This is a genomic window from Paenibacillus sp. FSL R5-0914, assembly GCF_038004525.1.
GTDB lineage: Bacteria > Bacillota > Bacilli > Paenibacillales > Paenibacillaceae > Paenibacillus_AQ.
Map to the genome: position 1 here is coordinate 3,200,879 of NZ_JBBORH010000001.1, position 19,502 is coordinate 3,220,380.

Here is a 19,502-nt window from a genome sequence, read left to right on the forward strand (position 1 = left end):
CTCTTTCCCTATGATTTAATTCGTTTACCGAGCAGAATTAGTAGCCATATGATACCGGCTCCTACTATGGCATGACCGAGACCGGCAATATGCGGTAAGAAGCTGATATCAGTCCCGTTAATTTGCAGCATCCCGCGAGTGGCCATAGTACCGATCGTGATCAGGAGACCAATGTTATATACAATGTACCATGCGCCAAAGGATTTAGCTTCATGGATATTAAATAACTTGGCTAGGATCAATGCGATTATAAAGAAGAAGAAGCCCAGTACAAGGATATGAGTATGAAGTGCAACTAAGATGGTGTTTCCTTCGAAATCATTCATTTTGGTAATTTCACGATAAGCAACACCTGCTATCAAACCAAGAATGGCATAGAAAAAAGACGTGTAATACAATTTTTTCATGATCATGACTCCTTTATGTTTATTGTTATATTGAAATCATATCTTTCAAATAAGAACGCAGTATGAACAAATGATTATATAGTGATTAATTTCACGGAATTGACAAAAATAAATCTCTTAAGCATGTCCCACATAGTTTCCACACAATATTCATCTATAATCATTAATATTATTGAACCCCACTATTCATTGAATTCAGGGTGTTCGATGGCACGGGAGGATGAATATGAAAAAAGCGGATTGGATCATAGCCATTCTAGTTATGGGAATGGGTCTGATGTGCATGTTGGTTTCAGCAAATTTTTTTCGTATTGATTTTTTCCGTATTATAAAGTAGGAGATGGTTTTTTTGAAAAGAGGAGTATTTGCAGTAATCTGTGTTGTTATTTTGTCATTTGGAATTGGAACAGCAGCTTATGCTGCCGGGTTTGCTCCAAGCACTTTTAAAGAGATGTTGCCCTTTATGAAAGAAAGACATCCTAACTTAGGTGATTCCGAGCTAGAACAAATGTATAAGAGCTGTCATCAACAAGAGGGCATTTCTAATACTCGTGGAATGATGTAAGGCTATGCTGATATAGAGTCAACTATAAACAACGCCTTTTAAAAAGAACCCTTTGTTGCATACAACAAAGGGTTCTTTTTTTATCTTTATCATCGCATAAGTATCGTATTACAATCTTAAGTTACCGGGTTCAATGCTCCCTGATACTCATACATTAAATTGTCAATAATCTGCTGTACGGACAATATCTCTTTAATCTCATGAACTCTGGACCCGGCAAACACTAACCCGTTCTTAACATCTCCTCTAAGGGAAGTTAGCAGGGATTCCATGGTACAGAAGCGATGCGAACATACCTTTAGACAATTAGAGCATTTGGCTATTTTTAATTTGGCATCATCACTAATACGATCTGTGAATTCATTACGAATCGCTCTGCCATCTAGCCCAACTGTAGACTTAATTAGAATAGTATCACCTTGCTGAGCATCTACATATTTTTGCTTAAAGGCCAGAGGAGCATCACATTCATGGCTCGCCACGAAACGAGTTCCCATCTGAACACCAGAAGCGCCAATCCGAAGGGCTTTTGCGATATCATCTCCCGTCAGAATCCCACCAGCAGCAATAACCGGAATCGAAACGGCTTCTACAACCTCAGGAAGAATTTCGAACATGGATCTCTCTGTACCCAAATGGCCCCCGGCTTCAAATCCTTCCACTACGACTGCAGAGGCACCAAGTCTTTCGGATATTCTGGCTAATTTGGCGGAGGAAACAATAGACACCACAGGAGTACCATACTCTTTACCCCAAGCATAAATATCTCTGGAAATCCCGGCTCCAGAAATAATAAAGTCCACTTTTTCTTCCAAAGCGACCTTCATTTTATCAGCAAAATCCTTCATCGCGAATAGAACATTCACACCGATATATCCAATCCCTTTTGAGAGCTCTCTTGTTTTGCGAATATGCATTCTCAGTTCATCAGTGGTGATTCCTGTCCCGGAAATGGTGCCGATCCCGCCTGCATTGGCTACAGCAGCAGCTAAGCCACTTAAGGATATGCCTACGCCCATACCCCCTTGAATTACAGGAACCTTGGATTTAATATGCCCAAATTGGATTGTTGGCAGTTTCATATACGCACCTCTTTCACTAGTTGTAGACCGTTATAAAATGTCTACTGGAGTAACAGTTATAAAGGTATCACAGTTAAATCTTTGCAGATGTGACTGTGCGCATGCTCAAACTATGTTAAATATCATGTTCATATTATAGGAGGGGGAAATATAGAAATCCGTTTATGATACAATAAATAGCAATATTATAAGGAGAGAAGGACTATGTATGGAGTTTGAATATTTGCTTCGTGTAGTTGGAGCTGGAATTTGTGGTGTTTTAGTTGGCTTTGAACGAAAAAGTCGGATGAAAGAAGCGGGAGTTAGAACGCATTTTATTGTTGCTTTAGGTGCTGCACTTATGATGATCATTTCAAAATATGGATTTCAGGATCAAGCTGATTGGTCCTATGTTAAGCTCGATCCCGCACGTATAGCTGCCCAGGTAGTAAGTGGAGTGGGATTTCTTGGTGCAGGAATGATTTTCATGCATAGACACACTGTGAAGGGCCTGACAACTGCAGCGGGGATTTGGGCAACGGCGGGACTAGGGCTGGCGATTGGATCGGGTCTTTATATTCTTGGTGGAGGAGCAACGATTATTATCTTACTTGGGCAAAAGATTTTGCATGGCCGATACAGTTGGCTGGCCTCACCGAAAACGCAACAGATTGTGATCTGTCTGACTAATTCAGAAGGAGCCGTGAGTAGAATTCAACAGCTACTTGAAGAAAAAAATATTACCATTTTAAGCTTTCACGCTGAAAATAATAGTCTTGCCTCCGAATTGAATTTAGAAATTATCGTAAAATTTCCTGAATCGTTTAATGCTGTGAAATTGTTGTCACTGATACAAGAGGACGCGTCTGTTAAGGCGATAGAGTTTCAATAATTTTTTTAACACTCCGCATCAAAAGTTGGTTTCTATATGAAGAACTTGCTTTTGATGCGGGTTCAATCTCCATTTCACTATCAATCCGCGCACGATTCTACTCTTTTTCCAATATTCAGATTCACAAAACTTCTGCATCGATCCCAAACCTCTTTTTGTTTTTAAGATATTTCCTCCAACTCTAAATTAAGTTTTTCCTATTATTAGTTTCCACTCGGTCTATTATGAGAGAGGTTTTGGTCTTTGATGTTATGTTTGTGTTATGTATTTATTGGAGATTGTTATAAAAATCACATATTAAACGCTTTCATTTATTTCGAATAAAAAAATATGTCATTTATATTGACATACAATCAATGAGCCTTTATTATTAATCCCATCACTGGAGAAACTAAACTGAAATTTAATCAAATAATACATTAGCGTAGCTTAATTGGCAAATTTTTTCTTATTTTTATAGTTTTATTAGTTTGATTAATGCACTGAAGAAAATAATTAGGAGAATGTCTGTGAAAAAGCACGATCAGGATTTTATGAAGCGGCAAAATCGTTTGACGGTCTTCGAAATCATAAAAAATCAACAACCAATTTCTCGCGCTTCCATCGCCAAACAAACGGGTATGAGCCCTACAACTGTAAGTCGAATTGTTGGGGAATTAACTGAACAGGGCTATCTACTGGATTCGGATCAGGTATCGTCAGGATTAGGTCGGAAATCAACGTTGCTAGCTATGGTTGACGCTTCTGTATTGTCGGTTGGGGTTGAGCTGGATCGCAGTCTTATGATTGTAGGTATCGTAGATTTGCAAGGTAAGCTTCTCTGCAGCAAGCAATACCCGCGTACTCCGGACGAGAGTCCAGACAAGACACTGGAACGAATCAATGAAGCGATTGAACAACTGACGCAGCAGCATGTGATTGACAGAACGCGTATCGTCGGTATTGGCGTTGGACTTCCTGGCATTGTGAATAACGAAGAAGGTATTGTTGTCTTCTCTGTTCAGCTTGGATGGAAGAATGTTGCCTTAGCAAAACGCCTAAAGGAACTAACCGGTTTTGAAATTGCTGTTGATAATGAGTTGAAAGTTAGAGCTCTTGCTGAACACCTCAAAGGCGCTGCTGTTGGATCTGTCCGTACCGCACTATTGGGCTTCGGGCAAGGCGTTGGCTCGGCGATGATCCTTGAGGGAGAGATTTATCGCGGGGTGATGAACAGTGCTGGTGAAATAGGGCATACGACAGTGGATCCTAACGGAATGATGTGCGAGTGCGGTAAGGCGGGTTGCTTACAGACCTATATAAATATCAGTTCATTGTTGTCGGAAGCCAATCGGATTCGTCCGATTCGCACGATCGAGGAGTTATTTGAAGCAAAGGATGCAGGAGAGCATTGGGCGGTTCATTTGATCGAGCGTGCGCTCATGTATATGGCGATTACAATCAACAATGTCGTATGCATGTATAACCCTGATAGTGTGATCCTGAGTGGAGAACTTGTAGACAAATTTCCGGATATTTATGAAGCAGTCGAGAAGCTATATCTTTCACGCTTCACATGGGAACCCCTTCGTGGGTCTTTCTCCATTCATCGTTCGATGTTGAACGAGAATGGTGTAATTATCGGATCTGGACTACTATCGCAAAATCGTTTTTTCGCATTGGATTAAAATAATTACATCGAAGGAGGTTGTACATATGGGGTTTACAACATTAGTAGAAGAATATCGCGGTGGCTTACTGGAGAATGTCCATTATGGTGCAGTTAGCGTGGTCGATGAGAAAGGTAATATTTTGTATAAAGCAGGTAATCCGGAGCATATGACCTATCTTCGTTCAGCTGCTAAACCATTCCAAGCTTTACCGGTTATGAAGCGTCGGATCGATGAAGTTTACGGTTTGACAAGTAAGGAAGCCTCACTCTTTACTGCTTCGCATCGGGGAGAGGCCTTTCATATTGAAGCACTTGAATCTCTTTTTCAGAAAATGGGATTAAAAGAAGAGGGACTTCATTGTTGTTCTACATACCCACTGAATGAGGAAGCCAAGGCAGAACGCCATCGGGCGAATGAGCCCACTCGTAAAATCTTTCATAATTGCTCAGGTAAACATGCAGGGTTAATGGGCCTTAGCAAATATATGGGTTGGGATATAGATACTTATTATGATCCTAACCATCCCGTGCAACAGGAGATCATTGATATCATGGCTTATATCGCAGAAGTATCGAAGGAATCCATTCCTCAAGGGATTGATGGCTGTGGTCTTCCTATCTTCGCACTCCCTCTTCATAAAATCGCTTATTCATATTTAAAGCTAGCCTGTCCTGATTTGATTGAGAATACGGAAATACGTAACGCAGCTGCTGCGACTGCAAAGCTTATGAACGATAATCCGGTGATGATTGCGGATACGAAATTCGTCTGCTCAGAGCTTCTAAAGGATGATAATCTGACGGCAAAGGGCGGCGCTAAAGGTGTATATGGGATTGGACTCCGAAAGGAACGAATCGGTATCTCGCTAAAAGTATCCGATGGCTCCGAGCAAGTATGGCCTTGTATCATCGCATCGATTCTGGAACGTTTAGGCTATAGCAATCAAGATACGATTGATCGTTTATATGCACTCGTGCCGAACACTATTGTCAATGATGGCGGCACAATTGTGGGCGAGCGACGTGCTGTATTCCAATGGGAAGTCTGATTATAAGGATCGAGAATAATCTTCAAGTCTCATGAATAATCGGACTGGGAGCTTTTCTAATACATCGTTTCTAAAGGGGAGTGTATAACATGAAAGCAAAAGGAAAAGTATGGTCAATGTTCATGCTGCTGCTTATTACAGTAGTAGTGACTGCAGGGTGCGGCAACAAAGCGAACAACGAGGGACAAGGCGGCAATACCGCTGGTGGAACGGAAACTAGCACCCCAACTACAAAAAATGATAAAGACATTGTAATTGCCATCAATGCTAACTTTATTACGCTGGACCCTCATAACGCAAGCGATACACATTCAATCAGCGCTGCCAGAACGATGTACGAAGGTCTAATGGGTTTTGATGAGAATATGAACGTAGTTCCTGTCCTTGCTGCTAGCCATTCCATAAGTGAAGACGGGTTGGTCTACACGTTCAACTTACATGAGAACGTTAAATTCCAAGACGGTACTGACTTCAATGCTGAAGCGGTTAAAGTAAACATCGCCCGTATTCAAGATGAGAAGAACAATCTGAGATTGCGCAAAAGCTTTGCAAAGGTAGCAAAAGTGGAGACTCCTGATGCCAAAACCGTGGTTATTACACTCAGCGAGCCATACAACGCATTTTTAAATAAAGTAGCTATGGCACCTATTATTAGCCCGAAAGCTTTAGAAGAAAACGGAGCTGATATTTCGAAAAAACCTGTAGGAACGGGTCCGTTTAAGTTCAAAGAATGGGTGCAAGGTGATCGTCTAGTTGTTGAGAAGAATACGGATTACTGGCAAAAGGACTTGCCGAAAGTGGATAGTATAACCTTTAGACCCGTACCAGAGAATGGATCACGGATTGCGATGCTGAAGACTGGTGAGGCTGATTTCATTTATCCAATGCCTACCGAGCAAGTATCCGAGGTTGAAGGCCTTGAAGGAATTACTATAGATACCATCGATTCAACCATTGTTCGTTATGTAACTTTGAATACGATGAAGAAACCTTTCGATGATGTAAAGGTACGTCAAGCCATTAACTATGCTATCAACAAAGATGCGTATATCAAGGTGGTGAAATCGGGTCTTGGCGCTAAGCTTGATTCCACGATGTCATCCAAAACACAATATTATTCCCCACAAACAGGTTATGACTATGACATTGAAAAAGCTAAGCAATTGCTTGCGGAAGCGGGTTATCCAGACGGATTCGAAACCGAAATTTGGGGTGAGAATGAATCCGAAACTATGAAGGGTATGCAATTTATCCAACAACAGCTAGCGCTTGTAGGCATTAAAGTAGAAGTGAAGTCCATGGAAGGCGGTACTTTATCCGACCAAATTAACGCTGCTAAAACACCTGAAGAAGCAAAAATTCAAATGTGGTATGTCAGCTGGTCTCCATCCTCCGGTGATGCAGATGGTGCTACTAGAGGGTTGTTCAGTAGTGAAATGTTCCCACCAGCTGGCTCGAATACAGCTTATTATAAAAATGAAAATGTAGATAAATGGATTGCTGAAGCAAACAAATCTGTTGATCCGGAAGCGGCTAAATCCATTTATGCAAATATTCAAAAAACAGTATGGGAAGATGCTCCGTGGGCATTCATGGGCGTTGACCAAATCATCTCAGGCAAACGATCGAATCTGGAAGGTGTCAAAGTCTTCCCGGATGGTTCCATTAATGTCCTAAATGCAGAAGTGAAATAATTCAAGTCAAACGCAAGATTTAATTTCCCAAGAATTGAACGAGGCCGCTTCTTAAGAATGGTAGGAAGCGGCCTCAACTAAATCATTTGTCGATACTGAAGGGGGCTTATGAGTTGGGTAGATATGCTTTACAAAGACTCCTCGGGGTTATTCCGTTGCTATTCATTGTATCGGTATTAGTCTTTCTGTTTATTCACTTAATTCCGGGCGATCCGGCCCGGCTTATTGCGGGTAAAGACGCCACACTTGAAGAGATTCATGGCATTCAAGAGCAACTAGGTCTCAATCTGCCGCTGTGGAATCAATACATAAACTACATGAGCGATCTACTAAGTGGTAATCTGGGCAATTCGATTCGATCAGGGATTCCAGTAACCGATATGCTAGAAAGTAGAATAATGCCTACCTTGTGGTTAACGTTTCTCAGCATGGCTTGGGCGCTTGTCATTGGTCTTCTAATTGGTGTTATTTCAGCGGTTTATCGTAATAGATGGCCTGATCACTTAGGCACATTGACAGCCATTTCGGGGATGTCGATTCCTGGATTCTGGTTAGGTTTGGTACTCATTCAAATTTTCTCGGTAGAGCTTGGTTGGTTTCCGACCGGTGGTGTAGATTCCTGGAAGTCGTATATTCTTCCTTCCATTACACTTGGAATGGGAATTATGTCGATGCTGGCTCGTTACTCACGGTCATCGATGCTAGAAACGTTACGGGAGGATTATATCCGTACTGGACGTGCGAAAGGCTTACGCGAGTATGTTGTTATTAGCAGGCATGCGCTGCGCAATTCTCTAATACAGGTCGTTACTGTAGCTGGACTTCAATTTGGATTCTTGCTTGGTGGATCGGTTATGGTTGAGACAGTTTTCAGTATTCCTGGTCTTGGTAGACTGCTGGTGGATTCCATTTTGTTCCGGGATTATACAGTTATTCAAGCTTTGCTGCTGCTGTTTTCAACACAATTTATACTTATCAATTTAATTGTAGATTTATTGTATGGCGTACTCAATCCGAAAATCAGGTTTTCTCAGTAAGCTAGAGTAACTGAGAGGCAGAATTACGATAGTTTTCTATAGGGTGAATATAGGATTAGGAGGGATATCATGAGCGACAATTCGGCGGTAATGGGAACTAATTCTCCTATACCCGGAGAGGTAATAGCCCCGGAGAAAACAAAAGGCCGCGCGGGTGTTTTTATTCGCAAGTTCAGCAAACAAAAGATGCCCCTTGTGGCTGCATTTTTTATCATATTGCTTTTTTTTATTGCCATTTTCGGGCCATTTCTGACCCCTTATAATCCTGATGAACCGAACTATGATGCGCTAATGCAGGGTCCGTCTGCCAAGCATTGGGCGGGAACGGATGAATACGGCCGTGATATTCTAAGTCGCTTAATTGATGGTACAAGGTTGACTTTGGCGGTCAGTCTGAGCTCCGTTTTGATTGCAGGTGTACTTGGAACCATCCTTGGTCTTGTCAGTGGATATTATGGCGGTTGGCTGGATCGGATTATTATGCGTGGCAGTGACGTATTGTTCTCATTCCCTGATTTACTGCTTGCCATTGGGATCGTCGCTATACTTGGGCCTGGTTTATCCAACGTTGTGATTGCAGTTGCAGTCTTCGGTACACCCTCGTTCGCCCGCATTATTCGGAGCGTAACATTATCTGCGAAGGAAACATTGTTTGTTGAAGCTGCCCGTTCAATGGGTGCAAAGAATCGTCGAATCATTTGGCGACATATTTTTCCTGAAACAGTCCCTAGTATCATCGTTAATCTATCTATGAAAATTGGCGGGGCAATCTTAGCCGCTGCGTCACTGAGCTTTCTTGGAATGGGTGCGAAGCCAACGGAGCCCGATTGGGGGGCAATGTTAAGCATGGGGCGCGATTATTTAAGTATAGCTCCACATATCGTTTATTTTCCGGGTTTAGCTATATTTTTGACAGTACTTGCATTTAACCTGGTCGGGGACGGACTGCGCGATGCTCTTGATCCCAAAATGAAAAACTAAGGAGGGACAAGACATGACTCAAAATTTGCTGGAAGTACAAGGGCTGAAAACGGAGTTCAAACGCGGCGATGGAAGTATAACGGCAGTTGCAGGTGTTGACTTTGTGATTAAGAAAGGTGAAGTGCTGGGTCTAGTTGGAGAATCCGGCTGTGGCAAAAGCGTTACCTCACTGTCGATTATGCGGCTCCTTAAGGATACGCCAGGCAGAATTTCTGGCGGTTCTGTTCGTTTCGAGGGAACGGATCTGACAAAGGTTACGGACAAAGAGATGCGCCAGATACGGGGAAATGAAATGGCGATGATTTTTCAGGAGCCGATGACTTCGCTTAATCCTGTGCTGAAGATTGGTTTGCAATTGATGGAGCCGATAATGTTGCATTTGGGTTATGGTCGGAAGAAGGCTCGTGAACATGCCATTCATATGTTGCGGTTAGTTGGTATACCACGTGCGGAAGACTTGGTGGATGAATATCCGCATCAGCTCTCTGGCGGTATGAGGCAGCGTGTCATGATTGCGATGGCGATGTCTTGCCACCCGAAACTGCTGATTGCAGATGAACCAACAACGGCGCTTGATGTAACGATTCAAGCTCAAATCCTTGATCTAATGAAGCACCTGAAAGAAGAACAGGATATGGGAATGCTGCTCATAACCCATGACCTTGGTGTAGTAGCAGAACTATGCGACCGTGTAGTTGTTATGTATGCTGGTCGTGTAGTGGAGGAAGCTTCCGTTCATGAACTATTTGCAAGACCGCAGCATCCATATACGAAGGGATTAATTCAATCCGTTCCTAAGCTGCGTCAAAACGTACGTCGCTTGGATTCCATTAAAGGGAATGTACCTGATCTATCACAAATGCCAGCAGGTTGTAAGTTTGCGCCACGCTGCGATTATGTCACAGAGCGTTGTCTCTCGCAGGAGCCAGAGTTACTCCCGATTGAGGGACTAGAGCGAAAGAGTCGTTGTTGGCTTACACAGCAGGAGAACACGGAAGGAGGGGAACGTTTGTGAAGGAGACTCCACTCATTGAAGTTAAAAGTCTGAAGAAGTTTTTTTCGGTGAAGAAGGGCTTTTTCGGAACTACTAGATATTTGCACGCAGTTGATGGGATCTCATTCGCTATACGTAAAGGAGAAACGTTCAGCCTTGTGGGTGAAAGTGGCTGTGGTAAATCTACTACGGGTAGATTAGTGACTCGCTTGCTGGAGCCGAATGACGGTGAAGTGTGGTTTAAGGGTCAAAATATTAGCCATATCTCAGACAATCAAATGCGGCCTATTCGTAAAGATATACAGATGGTGTTCCAAGACCCCTATGCTTCGCTTAATCCACGGATGAAGGTGAAGGATCTTGTGGCTGAACCTCTGCTCATTCATACAAAGCTCTCGTCCAAAGAACGGGATAAACTAGCATGCGAGTTACTAGAGACAGTGGGATTGAATAGTATCCACGCCGAGCGCTACGCTTTTGAGTTCAGCGGTGGGCAGCGACAACGGATTGGAATCGCCCGGGCGTTGTCTGTTCGCCCAAGCTTAATCGTAGCAGATGAGCCTGTGTCAGCACTGGATGTTTCGATTCAGTCACAAGTGCTAAATCTGTTGCAGGATCTGCAGGAAGAGTATGGCCTGACATATTTATTCATTTCACATGATCTAAGTGTTGTTGAGCATATTAGTGATCGAATCGGAGTTATGTATCTTGGTTCGCTCGTAGAGACGGCGGATAAGGATACCTTGTATGATCGTCCAATGCATCCATACACACAAGCACTGCTATCTTCTGTACCTGTACCCGATCCTACCTTAAAGAAGGAGCGCATTATTCTGAAGGGAGATCTTCCAAGTCCGGTTGACCCACCGTCGGGATGCCGTTTTCATACAAGATGTCCCTCCTGCATGGAAATCTGTAAGCAGCATGTACCGATATTCCGAGAAGTCGAACCAGGTCATGAGGTTGCGTGTCATTTATTTGATGAAGAAATGCTGAAATTAGAGCGGTAGCTGAAATTGTGAGATAACTTTACGGAAAAGAAGGGACAGCGATGAATATCTTATTCGATTCCGCTAATGTGGCGGATACTATTGTCTATTTAGCTTATGACGAGGAGTCTTTTCCTTTTAAGCTGGGATCGCCCCACAAACAGTGCAGCAGTGTGACTTGGTTACATGCTCGCACTGAGGAAGAGTCTGATGTGTTAGCGGTAGGAATGGGAAAGCGCAAGGATATTACGCTTGAGAGGATTCGCCGAGCGGGTGGAGCTGCTGCTCGTGCAATTCTGAAGGAAGGACGCAGTAGTGCTTCACTTGTTCGCTTAGCATCCGAGGCTATAAATAGGAATAGGGATATTTCTGCTGCTGATGAATTACAAGCTTGGATGGAAGGCTGGATTCTCGGCTTGTACCGTTTCCAAACTTATCGGGGAACTACCAAGGTGGAAGGCTCTGTTGATTTACAGCTTCAATCGATAGATTGGCCTGAGCTGTCATCGATTGAATTGGAAGCTGTACGGGTTTCTGCGCAGATACGCGCTGAAGGAGCCGTAGTTGCTCGCGATCTTGTGAATGAAGTACCTGGGACACTGAACCCTGATCGTTTTGCGGAATGGATGGCAGAATTTTTCGACCGTGATGATGCTGCTTTGAAAGTCCATATCTATCGAGGACAGGAGCTTGTGGAACTTCAGATGAATGGGTTGCTCGCAGTTGGAGCGGGGAGTAAGCACGCTCCAGCCCTAGTTGAAATTCGTTACAAGAGTAACCCTGAATTACCGATGTTAGCACTGGTAGGTAAAGGTGTAACCTTTGACTTAGGTGGCATGAATGTGAAGACGGCTAGCGATATCAGCGATGCACGCATGGATATGGGTGGTGCGGCTGCTGTAATTGGGGCTATGGATATTTTGATACGGAAGCGTGCCAATGTAAATGTGACCGCACTTATTCCAGTTGTTGATAATGTGCCAGATGCTGAGGCGATGTTACCTTCGTCTGTTATCCGCTACCCTAACGGGCTAACCGTTCAGGTTGCGAATACGGATGGCGAGGGTCGACTTATCATAGCGGATGCGCTTATTCATGCCGCGAATATCGGAGCAACCCAAGCTATTGATATCGCTACCTTAACTGGAAATGTCGGTGCGGCGCTCGGATTAGGCATCGCGGGCATATGGGGCGATGCAGATATAACGCAGAGTCTAGTTGAGATTGGTGAGCGCAATGGAGAACGACTGTGGCCCATGCCGTTAATGGATGAATATGAAGCAGATCTCCAGAGTAATTACGCCGATCTCCGCAATGTTAGTACTTCCCCTTTTGCAGGTGCGATTACAGCAGCCCTATTTATTCGGCGCTTTGTAGCAGAATCTATGAGCTGGGTTCATATTGATATGGCTGGGACGGTACAGTACAAACAGGATGTGGGGTACTCTGAAGCTGGAGCGACGGGATATGGTGCACGTCTGCTCGCCGATTATGTCATGAAGCAAGTGCATCATTAACAACTGGAAGAGTGGGTGAAAGTTATGAGATTGGAAATCATCGCTACTTGTATGGATGATGCTCTGACGGCTGAGGCGAATGGCGCAGATCGTCTTGAGCTTATTACTGCCATTACGGAAGGTGGATTAACACCAGGAATAGGGTTGGTGGAGCAGGTAGCCAAATCGGTTAGCATTCCTGTCTTTGTTATGGTCCGTCCGCACAGTCGATCATTTAACTATTCCAAGGATGATATTTTGACCATGGCTGCAGAGATCAGGCAGATTGCAGCCAGTGGTGCTTCGGGAGTAGTTCTTGGCGCATTAACACCGGAAAAAAAGATCGATGAGCATGCGCTTGAAATATTATTGCCGTTGACAGATGGCTTACAAGTAACCTTCCATCGTGCTTTTGACGAGCTGGAGGACCAAATTGCAGGTTATCAGACGCTTTGTAATTACCCGCAAATCACTCGTATACTTACCTCTGCTGGACCAGGTCCGGCACCTGAAGCCATTCCCGCTATGCGTAGGCTAGTAGAGGAATCAAGAGGTAGTTCGATAAGTATTTTGGCTGGAAGTGGTTTGAAGCCAGAAGGTATTACATCGTTTGTTCAACAGACCGGAGTCACAGAAGTACATTTTGGATCGGCTGTTCGTCATGGCAAAGATGCTTTGTCGCCAATCGATCCAGTAGCCCTGCGGGCGTTAGCTAAGAATATTCATTCGAACGGCTAATAATAGATAGTGAAAAGGTGAATGGTTATGCATAAGGCTGAGAGCTATGTAGTAGGAATTGATTTAGGCGGAACAAAAATTGCCGCAGCATTATTCGATTCAAAGGGTACCATGTTGAATCGGGAATTAATGGAGACAGCTGGCGCGCGCACCGCTGAAGAGGTGGTGCAGCGAATGATCGGAATGATCCGCTCTGTATCCGAAGGGCGACCGCTGATTGGAGTCGGACTGGCTTCTCCTGGAGCTGTGAATAGCCAGGATGGAATCGTAATTCACGGTACCAATCTTCCTGAATGGGATAATGTTCCACTGAAACATTGGATGGAGTCAGAACTTGGCATAGAAGTGAAGGTGGTAAACGATGCGAACGCTGCGGCTTGGGGCGAGTATGTAAGAGGGGCTGGTAAAGGCTCGAACAACATGGTGTATGTTACCTTCAGCACAGGAATTGGAGCTGGAATTGTTATGGATGGTGAGCTACTGCTCGGAACGAACTCATTTGCAGGAGAACTCGGTCATAATATTATTGACCCGAACGGAACGGAATGTAGCTGTGGAAGATATGGATGCTGGGAAGTATTTGCTTCGGGTACAGCGATTCGGGATATGGCACTGCGGAGTATGGAGAGCAGAACGTCGATGATTACAGAGCTGGCTAGTAGAAGTGGTGAAAAGATTAATTCTCGACACGTCTTCGAAGCGATGGCACTAAAAGATCCGGTGGCTGTCGAGGTGATTGAGCGAACGATTCATTATATGGCGATTGGATTAGCTAACGCGGTACATACATTTAATCCTGATCGCATTGTAATTGGTGGAGGCGTAAGCAAAGCTGGTGAACTACTGTTTCCAGCGCTGAGAGAGAAAACAGAGGAACTTGTCATGAAGCCGTATAAAGGAACTTATACTATTGAATCAGCAGGTCTGAGGGATGATGTAGGTCTTATAGGCGCTGCAGCATTATTTCATACCGTCTAGACTATCTGAACTATTTATCAAAGCTAGCAAACGGAGGGGCTGAAGAGATGGGTACAAGAGAAGAAAGAACGAGATGGTTCTTACAGGATAGATTCGGTATGTTCATTCATTGGGGATTATATTCCATTCCAGCACGAGGTGAGTGGATTCGTGGAAACGAGCGAATGAGTAGAGAGCATTATATGACGTATTTCGATGAATTTGACGCATCTCGATATGACCCGAAGAAGTGGGCCAGCGCAGCAAAAGCAGCGGGGCAGAAGTATGCGGTTCTTACGACCAAGCACCACGACGGATTCTGCTTGTTTGATAGCAAGCTAACAGATTTTAAAGCGACTAACACGCCTGCTGGACGTGATCTCGTTCGAGAATATGTAGACGCTTTCCGGGCGGAAGGTATTGCTGTAGGTCTGTATTACTCTATTATTGATTGGCATAATGATGACTACCCTGGATATGGTGATAAAGCGCATCCTGATCGGGATAACGAAGCGGCTAAAGACAAGCCGATTGATTTTGATCGATACTTGGAGTATATGCATGGACAAGTGAAGGAACTGTTGACGAATTACGGCAAAATCGACATCATGTGGTTTGACTTCTCCTACGACAATATGACCGGAGAGAAATGGAAAGCAACGGAGCTAATCCGTATGATTCGCTCTATCCAGCCGGATATTATTATCGACAATCGTTTGGGTGGGAATATCCGCGCGGCCGAGCCAGAAGAATATGCTGGAGATTTCTTTTCTCCAGAGCAGATCATTCCTCCCGGTGGCATTGTTGACGTGAATGGTCAATCCATTCCATGGGAAGCATGCATTACGCTTAATGATAACTGGGGCTACCATTCCGAAGATAAAAATTATAAATCAACCCAACAGGTCATTCGCTCAATGGTCGAATGTATCAGTAAGAATGGGAACCTCCTCCTTAATGTTGGACCAGATGCTAAGGGTGAAATGACACGGGAATCACTGGTTATCCTTGACGAAGTTGGGGAGTGGATGCGCCTTAATGGCGAAAGTATTTATGGATGCGGGAAGTCTTCGCTGCCTAAGCCAGAGTGGGGACGTTATACGCAAAAGGGCAAGAAGTTGTATGCACACGTCTACGACCGTGGAATTGGCCCGATCTATTTCCAAGGCTTGAAAGGGAAGATTAAAAAGGCTAGATTACTACGTGATGGTACCGAGCTAAAGGTGGAGGTGCCTTGGATGGCTGAGGAATATTCGGATGTTGACGGTGGAGCGTTTATTACATTAAAAGGGGCTAAGCTTCCCGACGAGATGGATACGGTTATTGAGCTTGAGCTTCTTTAATTAAACCAGATAGAGTGTCCCATAAGTCATGAATGGTTGCTGGGGCACTCTATTGTCCGAAACTCTGTTTTAAAGGCTGGAAATTCGCAAATAACGTCCTCTGGGTCCGTAACACTTAGAGGGGGCTGACTGACACTGTGAAAGCTGTTGAAGCAGGCAGCCAACGAATCAGAATACAAAGCGGCGATTCTCCAAATAACAGGAGAATCGCCGTTCTGTGCATACTAAAGGCGAGCCTTGCGGAAGCCTTCATATATATTGAGGACCGCAATTAAAATCAAGACTGCTATTCCTCCACCTACTAGCCCCGTTTCAAACTGGTTAGCTGTAGTAGTTAATAAATTAGACATGTAGTTAATGAATTCTTGGTTAAATACATTCGGATTTATAAGGATAATAGCGAATACAATAAGCACAATGAGCTCGAGGGCCGTATTACATAATGCTAATTCTCTAGTCCATTGTCTCTTGATTAATTTATATATAGTTAATGCGACTTCTAATCCGATCACAATAAGAATAATAGGCCAATAATCAAGTAACACATGCTGATTAAAAGCTGGGGCTACGAAGTTAAGTGCGCCTTCACCGCCTCTATAGACTCTGATCAGGTGTTCAGCATTAAAATAAACAGTAGCCCAAATGGCAGTCCACAGTAAACTTCCGAACACTTCGAAGCTTGTAATTGCTTTTTTCTTATGGACAAGCGCGATATCCTTCAAATCATCAGGAGTCCATTTCCTTAATTTTGTAGTAAGTGGATGACCTTCCTTTCCTTTATCCGCCCGTTCGATAATAGCGAACACAATAGTTATCCAAAAAAAGACTTGGATTCCTACTTCAAGGAAGGTTCCAATTCCTCTACTTATAACTGCAGTAACAATATCCGCAACTGTTTTATCGCCGTTATAGCCAATCAAGTAATCAGCAACCAGAGCGATTAAAGAAACAACTACAGCGATGGGTATAATCATTTTTAATAACGTAACATATAAATCGAAATAGCGTGGGCCGATGAGATACATGGGCTGATCGCGGTACTCACTAGCTAAAATAGCGGGATTGCCCAATTTTGCAAGGACGGCTTTTACCTCTTTTTCGTCATAATCATCCGGTAACATATCCTCGATGGTAGATCGTAATTCGAGAGCGATATCCTCCCGATTTTGTTCCGGTAACCTCCGAGTCACTTCGTGAATGTAAATCTCAATCAGCTTCATGGTCATCCTCCCCTTGTAATAGGCCGTAGAGTTCTTTCGAATTCTTAAGCCATTCTTCCTTTAGCTGTAAAAAAATTTCTACGCCATAGTCACTTAGAACATAATACTTACGGGGTCTGCTCTCGGATGTGTCCCAGCTGCTCGTCACTAATTCCTGTTTCTCTAATCGGCGAAGTAATGGATATAGAGTGCTTTGATCGATGATGATGCTGGATTCCTCCAACAATTGAACGAGCGAATATCCATACTGGGGTGTTCGTAATTGACTTAAAACGGCTAGCGTTAACGTACCTCTTCTAAGCTCTGTGATTAAAGAATTTAATAAAGTACTCATTCACCCACCTCATTATTTAAAATATAAGGATTTATAATCTCTTATAAATTGTTCTTATATTTTTGGTTTAAACGCTTGCTGTCCTTGAGAGGACGTCGAAGCCGCTTATACTTACTATGTGTCATACAGTATTCGATCTATACTATGCATCATACACTATTGTTGTTCTAACATCAATTGAATAAAATAATCTTCTAAGAAATAAATAATAAAATTTTTCTATTTTGTGAAGCAGTTTGATTAAAAGGAGGTTGTGAAATGATTCCATTTTTTAGTGACATCCCGAATGCTTCTACATGGGAGGTAGTTAAACCGGTTCATAAGGGTTGGTCAAAGGGAAGTTGCTAATATGCTGAGCCGAGCGGAGAGTGTTCTGGAGTGGTATGATGATTTGCAAACCTATATTCCGAAGTGGTATTTGGCAAGTGTGTAGGGTTTCTACTGAGCTTGACTCCTCATCAGTTTACTAGTATACTCATATTAATAAATCAAATAACACATAAAATAAACAAACGATGGACGTGACCAAATGAGAAACAATGGATTCACTGAAGATAACCAATTAAGCTTATTGATCTGGTTGCGGCTGGTTAGGGTATATGAGAATAGTAACGATCTTTCCAATGAATTCTTGAAGCAATTTAACTTAACAGTTAATCAATTCGATACCTTGGTACAAATATTATTACATCAGCCTGTAACACAGATGGAAATTGCCGAGCATCTAACCATTACTAAAGGTGGGGTATCCCATATGCTTGGCAGATTAGAGAAAGAAGGATGGATTGAACGCAAACAGGATTGGAAAGTGAAGTACATTACTTTAACGGAAAAGGGCCAAACACTTATTGAGAAGGTACTGCCCTTGCAATCGGATTTCCAAGCCTCGTTATTCGATCCACTGACAGATGAGGAGAAGAAAGTGTTTTACAGCATGCTTAAAAAGATTCATCGCCATAGCCAAGATGAGAATCGACTCCCGCGAGGTGTTCAGTAGTATCGCAAAAGCTTTATTGATAATAAAGCTTACTTTTTTCTTCATCAGTATACTAGTAAACTTAAATTCGACAAAACTCATTAGGAGGTTTTTAAAATGAAACAACAACCCATAAACGGACAACATCATGTGTCTATGCTTACTAAGGATGCTAAACAAAACTTATGGTTTTATACAGAGGTACTGGGACTGAGACTTGTAAAGAAAACGGTCAATCAAGATGATCCATCCATGTACCATCTATTTTATGGAAATCGTAATGGTGCTCCTGGAACCGAAGTATCTTTCTTTGAAATGCCAAATGCAGGTCAGACCCGCAAAGGGACGAACAGTATTAGCTCTTTCTCCCTTCTTGTTCCTAGCGATGAAGCCTTGTCGTATTGGGCTAGTCGATTAGATTCTTTTGAAGTTCCTCATGAAGCGATAGTAAGTATCGGGGAACGTAAGTCGCTTACTTTTTATGATAGAGATGAATTGACGGTCCATTTAGTATCGGCTGAAAAAGATAACGGTATCGAGCTAGTTGAACCGTGGATTACAGAAGACATCCCTCCAAAGTATGCCATCGTTGGGTTAGGACCCGTTGAATTGACTGTACGTGAGGCTGGCCGCACAAAGGCGGTTTTGGAAGATATCTTGGGCTATACACAAGTTCGGACAGTACCCTCCATGGGTGATTCCAAGAATATGGTAGATATATATGAAACGGGGAAGGGTGGTTTATACACCGAGCTCCAGGTCAAAGAAGTAAATGACAAAGATCGGGAGAGACCGGGTAAAGGGAGCATCCATCATGTGGCTATAAGAGTGAAGGATATCGAAGAACTAACCGAATGGGCCGCTAAGATCACTGCTGCAGGCTTTAAAAATACAGGGGTCATTGATCGTTATTACTTCCATTCCTTGTATTTCCGGGATCCGAACCATATTCTTTTTGAGCTTGCTACAGATGGCCCAGGATTTGAGATTGATGAAACTTTTGACGCGCTAGGAGAGAATTTGACCTTACCTTCATTTCTGGAAGAACGTCGTGAAGAGATTGAATCGAAGCTTCATCCTATCCGCTAAACCTAATACAACTATGAAAAGAGGACATA

Annotated in this window: 19 protein-coding genes; 15 read left to right on the forward strand and 4 right to left on the reverse strand. The window is 43.2% G+C overall.

Annotated features, from left to right (window positions below; translation table 11 throughout):
• Nucleotides 1-8: 8 nt before the first annotated feature.
• Nucleotides 9-407 carry a DUF2871 domain-containing protein gene (locus tag MKX60_RS14155; protein ID WP_094870196.1) on the reverse strand — a complete coding sequence of 133 codons (399 nt, stop codon included), beginning with the start codon at nt 405-407 and terminating at the stop codon, nt 9-11.
• A 349-nt stretch (nt 408-756) separates the two neighbouring features.
• Between MKX60_RS14155 and MKX60_RS14160 the strand changes: the two genes are divergently transcribed.
• Entirely contained in the window at nt 757-972 is a 216-nt protein-coding gene (locus MKX60_RS14160; RefSeq protein WP_234532155.1) for a hypothetical protein, read from the forward strand.
• 116 nt (nt 973-1,088) lie between these two features.
• Here MKX60_RS14160 and MKX60_RS14165 read toward each other — a convergent pair whose 3' ends face one another.
• Entirely contained in the window at nt 1,089-2,054 is a 966-nt protein-coding gene (locus MKX60_RS14165; RefSeq protein WP_341060124.1) for an NAD(P)H-dependent flavin oxidoreductase, read from the reverse strand.
• Between the two features lie 208 nt (nt 2,055-2,262).
• On the opposite strand from MKX60_RS14165, the gene MKX60_RS14170 reads away from it, so the two are divergent.
• The 12 genes from MKX60_RS14170 (at nt 2,263) to MKX60_RS14225 (ending at nt 15,854) form a co-directional block, all read left to right on the forward strand.
• Nucleotides 2,263-2,925 carry an MgtC/SapB family protein gene (locus tag MKX60_RS14170; RefSeq protein ID WP_341060125.1) on the forward strand — a complete coding sequence of 221 codons (663 nt, stop codon included), beginning with the start codon at nt 2,263-2,265 and terminating at the stop codon, nt 2,923-2,925.
• A 503-nt stretch (nt 2,926-3,428) separates the two neighbouring features.
• Nucleotides 3,429-4,592, forward strand: coding sequence for an ROK family transcriptional regulator (locus tag MKX60_RS14175; RefSeq protein ID WP_256721763.1), 1,164 nt, complete (start codon nt 3,429-3,431; stop codon nt 4,590-4,592).
• Nucleotides 4,593-4,620: 28 nt separating this feature from the next.
• The gene (locus MKX60_RS14180; RefSeq protein WP_339242520.1) at nt 4,621-5,625 is read left to right on the forward strand and encodes an asparaginase; all 1,005 of its coding nucleotides are present in this window, start codon (nt 4,621-4,623) and stop codon (nt 5,623-5,625) included.
• Nucleotides 5,626-5,714: 89 nt separating this feature from the next.
• The gene (locus tag MKX60_RS14185) at nt 5,715-7,319 is read left to right on the forward strand and encodes a glutathione ABC transporter substrate-binding protein (RefSeq protein WP_341060126.1); all 1,605 of its coding nucleotides are present in this window, start codon (nt 5,715-5,717) and stop codon (nt 7,317-7,319) included.
• A gap of 113 nt (nt 7,320-7,432) precedes the next feature.
• Nucleotides 7,433-8,356 (forward strand): ABC transporter permease subunit, encoded by a 924-nt coding sequence (locus MKX60_RS14190; RefSeq protein ID WP_042189920.1) that lies wholly within the window; start codon nt 7,433-7,435, stop codon nt 8,354-8,356.
• Between the two features lie 69 nt (nt 8,357-8,425).
• Nucleotides 8,426-9,337: an ABC transporter permease gene (locus tag MKX60_RS14195; protein WP_076286574.1), complete on the forward strand. Its 912-nt coding sequence runs from the start codon at nt 8,426-8,428 to the stop codon at nt 9,335-9,337.
• A 13-nt stretch (nt 9,338-9,350) separates the two neighbouring features.
• Nucleotides 9,351-10,352 (forward strand): ABC transporter ATP-binding protein, encoded by a 1,002-nt coding sequence (locus MKX60_RS14200; protein ID WP_042189916.1) that lies wholly within the window; start codon nt 9,351-9,353, stop codon nt 10,350-10,352.
• Complete coding sequence (locus MKX60_RS14205; RefSeq protein ID WP_042189914.1) at nt 10,349-11,341, forward strand: ABC transporter ATP-binding protein; 993 nt, start codon at nt 10,349-10,351, stop codon at nt 11,339-11,341. The genes MKX60_RS14200 and MKX60_RS14205 overlap by 4 nt, the downstream gene beginning before the upstream one ends.
• A gap of 41 nt (nt 11,342-11,382) precedes the next feature.
• Nucleotides 11,383-12,837 carry a leucyl aminopeptidase family protein gene (locus MKX60_RS14210; RefSeq protein WP_341060127.1) on the forward strand — a complete coding sequence of 485 codons (1,455 nt, stop codon included), beginning with the start codon at nt 11,383-11,385 and terminating at the stop codon, nt 12,835-12,837.
• Between the two features lie 24 nt (nt 12,838-12,861).
• Complete coding sequence (locus MKX60_RS14215) at nt 12,862-13,554, forward strand: copper homeostasis protein CutC (RefSeq protein WP_341060128.1); 693 nt, start codon at nt 12,862-12,864, stop codon at nt 13,552-13,554.
• 27 nt (nt 13,555-13,581) lie between these two features.
• Nucleotides 13,582-14,532, forward strand: coding sequence for an ROK family protein (locus tag MKX60_RS14220; protein WP_143764145.1), 951 nt, complete (start codon nt 13,582-13,584; stop codon nt 14,530-14,532).
• A 47-nt stretch (nt 14,533-14,579) separates the two neighbouring features.
• Complete coding sequence (locus tag MKX60_RS14225; RefSeq protein ID WP_341060129.1) at nt 14,580-15,854, forward strand: alpha-L-fucosidase; 1,275 nt, start codon at nt 14,580-14,582, stop codon at nt 15,852-15,854.
• A gap of 224 nt (nt 15,855-16,078) precedes the next feature.
• Here the strand turns inward: MKX60_RS14225 and MKX60_RS14230 are convergent, their stop codons facing one another.
• Together MKX60_RS14230 and MKX60_RS14235 are read right to left on the reverse strand one after the other, a co-directional pair.
• Entirely contained in the window at nt 16,079-17,074 is a 996-nt protein-coding gene (locus MKX60_RS14230; protein ID WP_341060130.1) for an HAAS signaling domain-containing protein, read from the reverse strand.
• Nucleotides 17,061-17,408, reverse strand: coding sequence for a PadR family transcriptional regulator (locus tag MKX60_RS14235; RefSeq protein ID WP_076129886.1), 348 nt, complete (start codon nt 17,406-17,408; stop codon nt 17,061-17,063). The genes MKX60_RS14230 and MKX60_RS14235 overlap by 14 nt, the downstream gene beginning before the upstream one ends.
• A gap of 529 nt (nt 17,409-17,937) precedes the next feature.
• On the opposite strand from MKX60_RS14235, the gene MKX60_RS14240 reads away from it, so the two are divergent.
• Nucleotides 17,938-18,405 (forward strand): MarR family winged helix-turn-helix transcriptional regulator, encoded by a 468-nt coding sequence (locus tag MKX60_RS14240; RefSeq protein WP_042189900.1) that lies wholly within the window; start codon nt 17,938-17,940, stop codon nt 18,403-18,405.
• A gap of 96 nt (nt 18,406-18,501) precedes the next feature.
• Nucleotides 18,502-19,473 (forward strand): ring-cleaving dioxygenase, encoded by a 972-nt coding sequence (locus MKX60_RS14245; protein ID WP_341060131.1) that lies wholly within the window; start codon nt 18,502-18,504, stop codon nt 19,471-19,473.
• Nucleotides 19,474-19,502 lie beyond the last annotated feature (29 nt).

Excerpts from the sequence above, each read along its gene's own strand:
- MKX60_RS14230 (WP_341060130.1), bottom strand. The coding sequence starts at position 17,074 with ATGAAGCTGATTGAGATTTACATTCACGAAGTGACTCGGAGGTTACCG.
- MKX60_RS14215 (WP_341060128.1), top strand. The coding sequence starts at position 12,862 with ATGAGATTGGAAATCATCGCTACTTGTATGGATGATGCTCTGACGGCT.
- MKX60_RS14225 (WP_341060129.1), top strand. The coding sequence starts at position 14,580 with ATGGGTACAAGAGAAGAAAGAACGAGATGGTTCTTACAGGATAGATTC.
- MKX60_RS14165 (WP_341060124.1), bottom strand. The coding sequence starts at position 2,054 with ATGAAACTGCCAACAATCCAATTTGGGCATATTAAATCCAAGGTTCCT.
- MKX60_RS14210 (WP_341060127.1), top strand. The coding sequence starts at position 11,383 with ATGAATATCTTATTCGATTCCGCTAATGTGGCGGATACTATTGTCTAT.
- MKX60_RS14235 (WP_076129886.1), bottom strand. The coding sequence starts at position 17,408 with ATGAGTACTTTATTAAATTCTTTAATCACAGAGCTTAGAAGAGGTACG.
- MKX60_RS14245 (WP_341060131.1), top strand. The coding sequence starts at position 18,502 with ATGAAACAACAACCCATAAACGGACAACATCATGTGTCTATGCTTACT.
- MKX60_RS14170 (WP_341060125.1), top strand. The coding sequence starts at position 2,263 with ATGGAGTTTGAATATTTGCTTCGTGTAGTTGGAGCTGGAATTTGTGGT.
- MKX60_RS14240 (WP_042189900.1), top strand. The coding sequence starts at position 17,938 with ATGAGAAACAATGGATTCACTGAAGATAACCAATTAAGCTTATTGATC.
- MKX60_RS14220 (WP_143764145.1), top strand. The coding sequence starts at position 13,582 with ATGCATAAGGCTGAGAGCTATGTAGTAGGAATTGATTTAGGCGGAACA.
- MKX60_RS14180 (WP_339242520.1), top strand. The coding sequence starts at position 4,621 with ATGGGGTTTACAACATTAGTAGAAGAATATCGCGGTGGCTTACTGGAG.
- MKX60_RS14155 (WP_094870196.1), bottom strand. The coding sequence starts at position 407 with ATGAAAAAATTGTATTACACGTCTTTTTTCTATGCCATTCTTGGTTTG.
- MKX60_RS14195 (WP_076286574.1), top strand. The coding sequence starts at position 8,426 with ATGAGCGACAATTCGGCGGTAATGGGAACTAATTCTCCTATACCCGGA.
- MKX60_RS14185 (WP_341060126.1), top strand. The coding sequence starts at position 5,715 with ATGAAAGCAAAAGGAAAAGTATGGTCAATGTTCATGCTGCTGCTTATT.
- MKX60_RS14200 (WP_042189916.1), top strand. The coding sequence starts at position 9,351 with ATGACTCAAAATTTGCTGGAAGTACAAGGGCTGAAAACGGAGTTCAAA.
- MKX60_RS14175 (WP_256721763.1), top strand. The coding sequence starts at position 3,429 with ATGTCTGTGAAAAAGCACGATCAGGATTTTATGAAGCGGCAAAATCGT.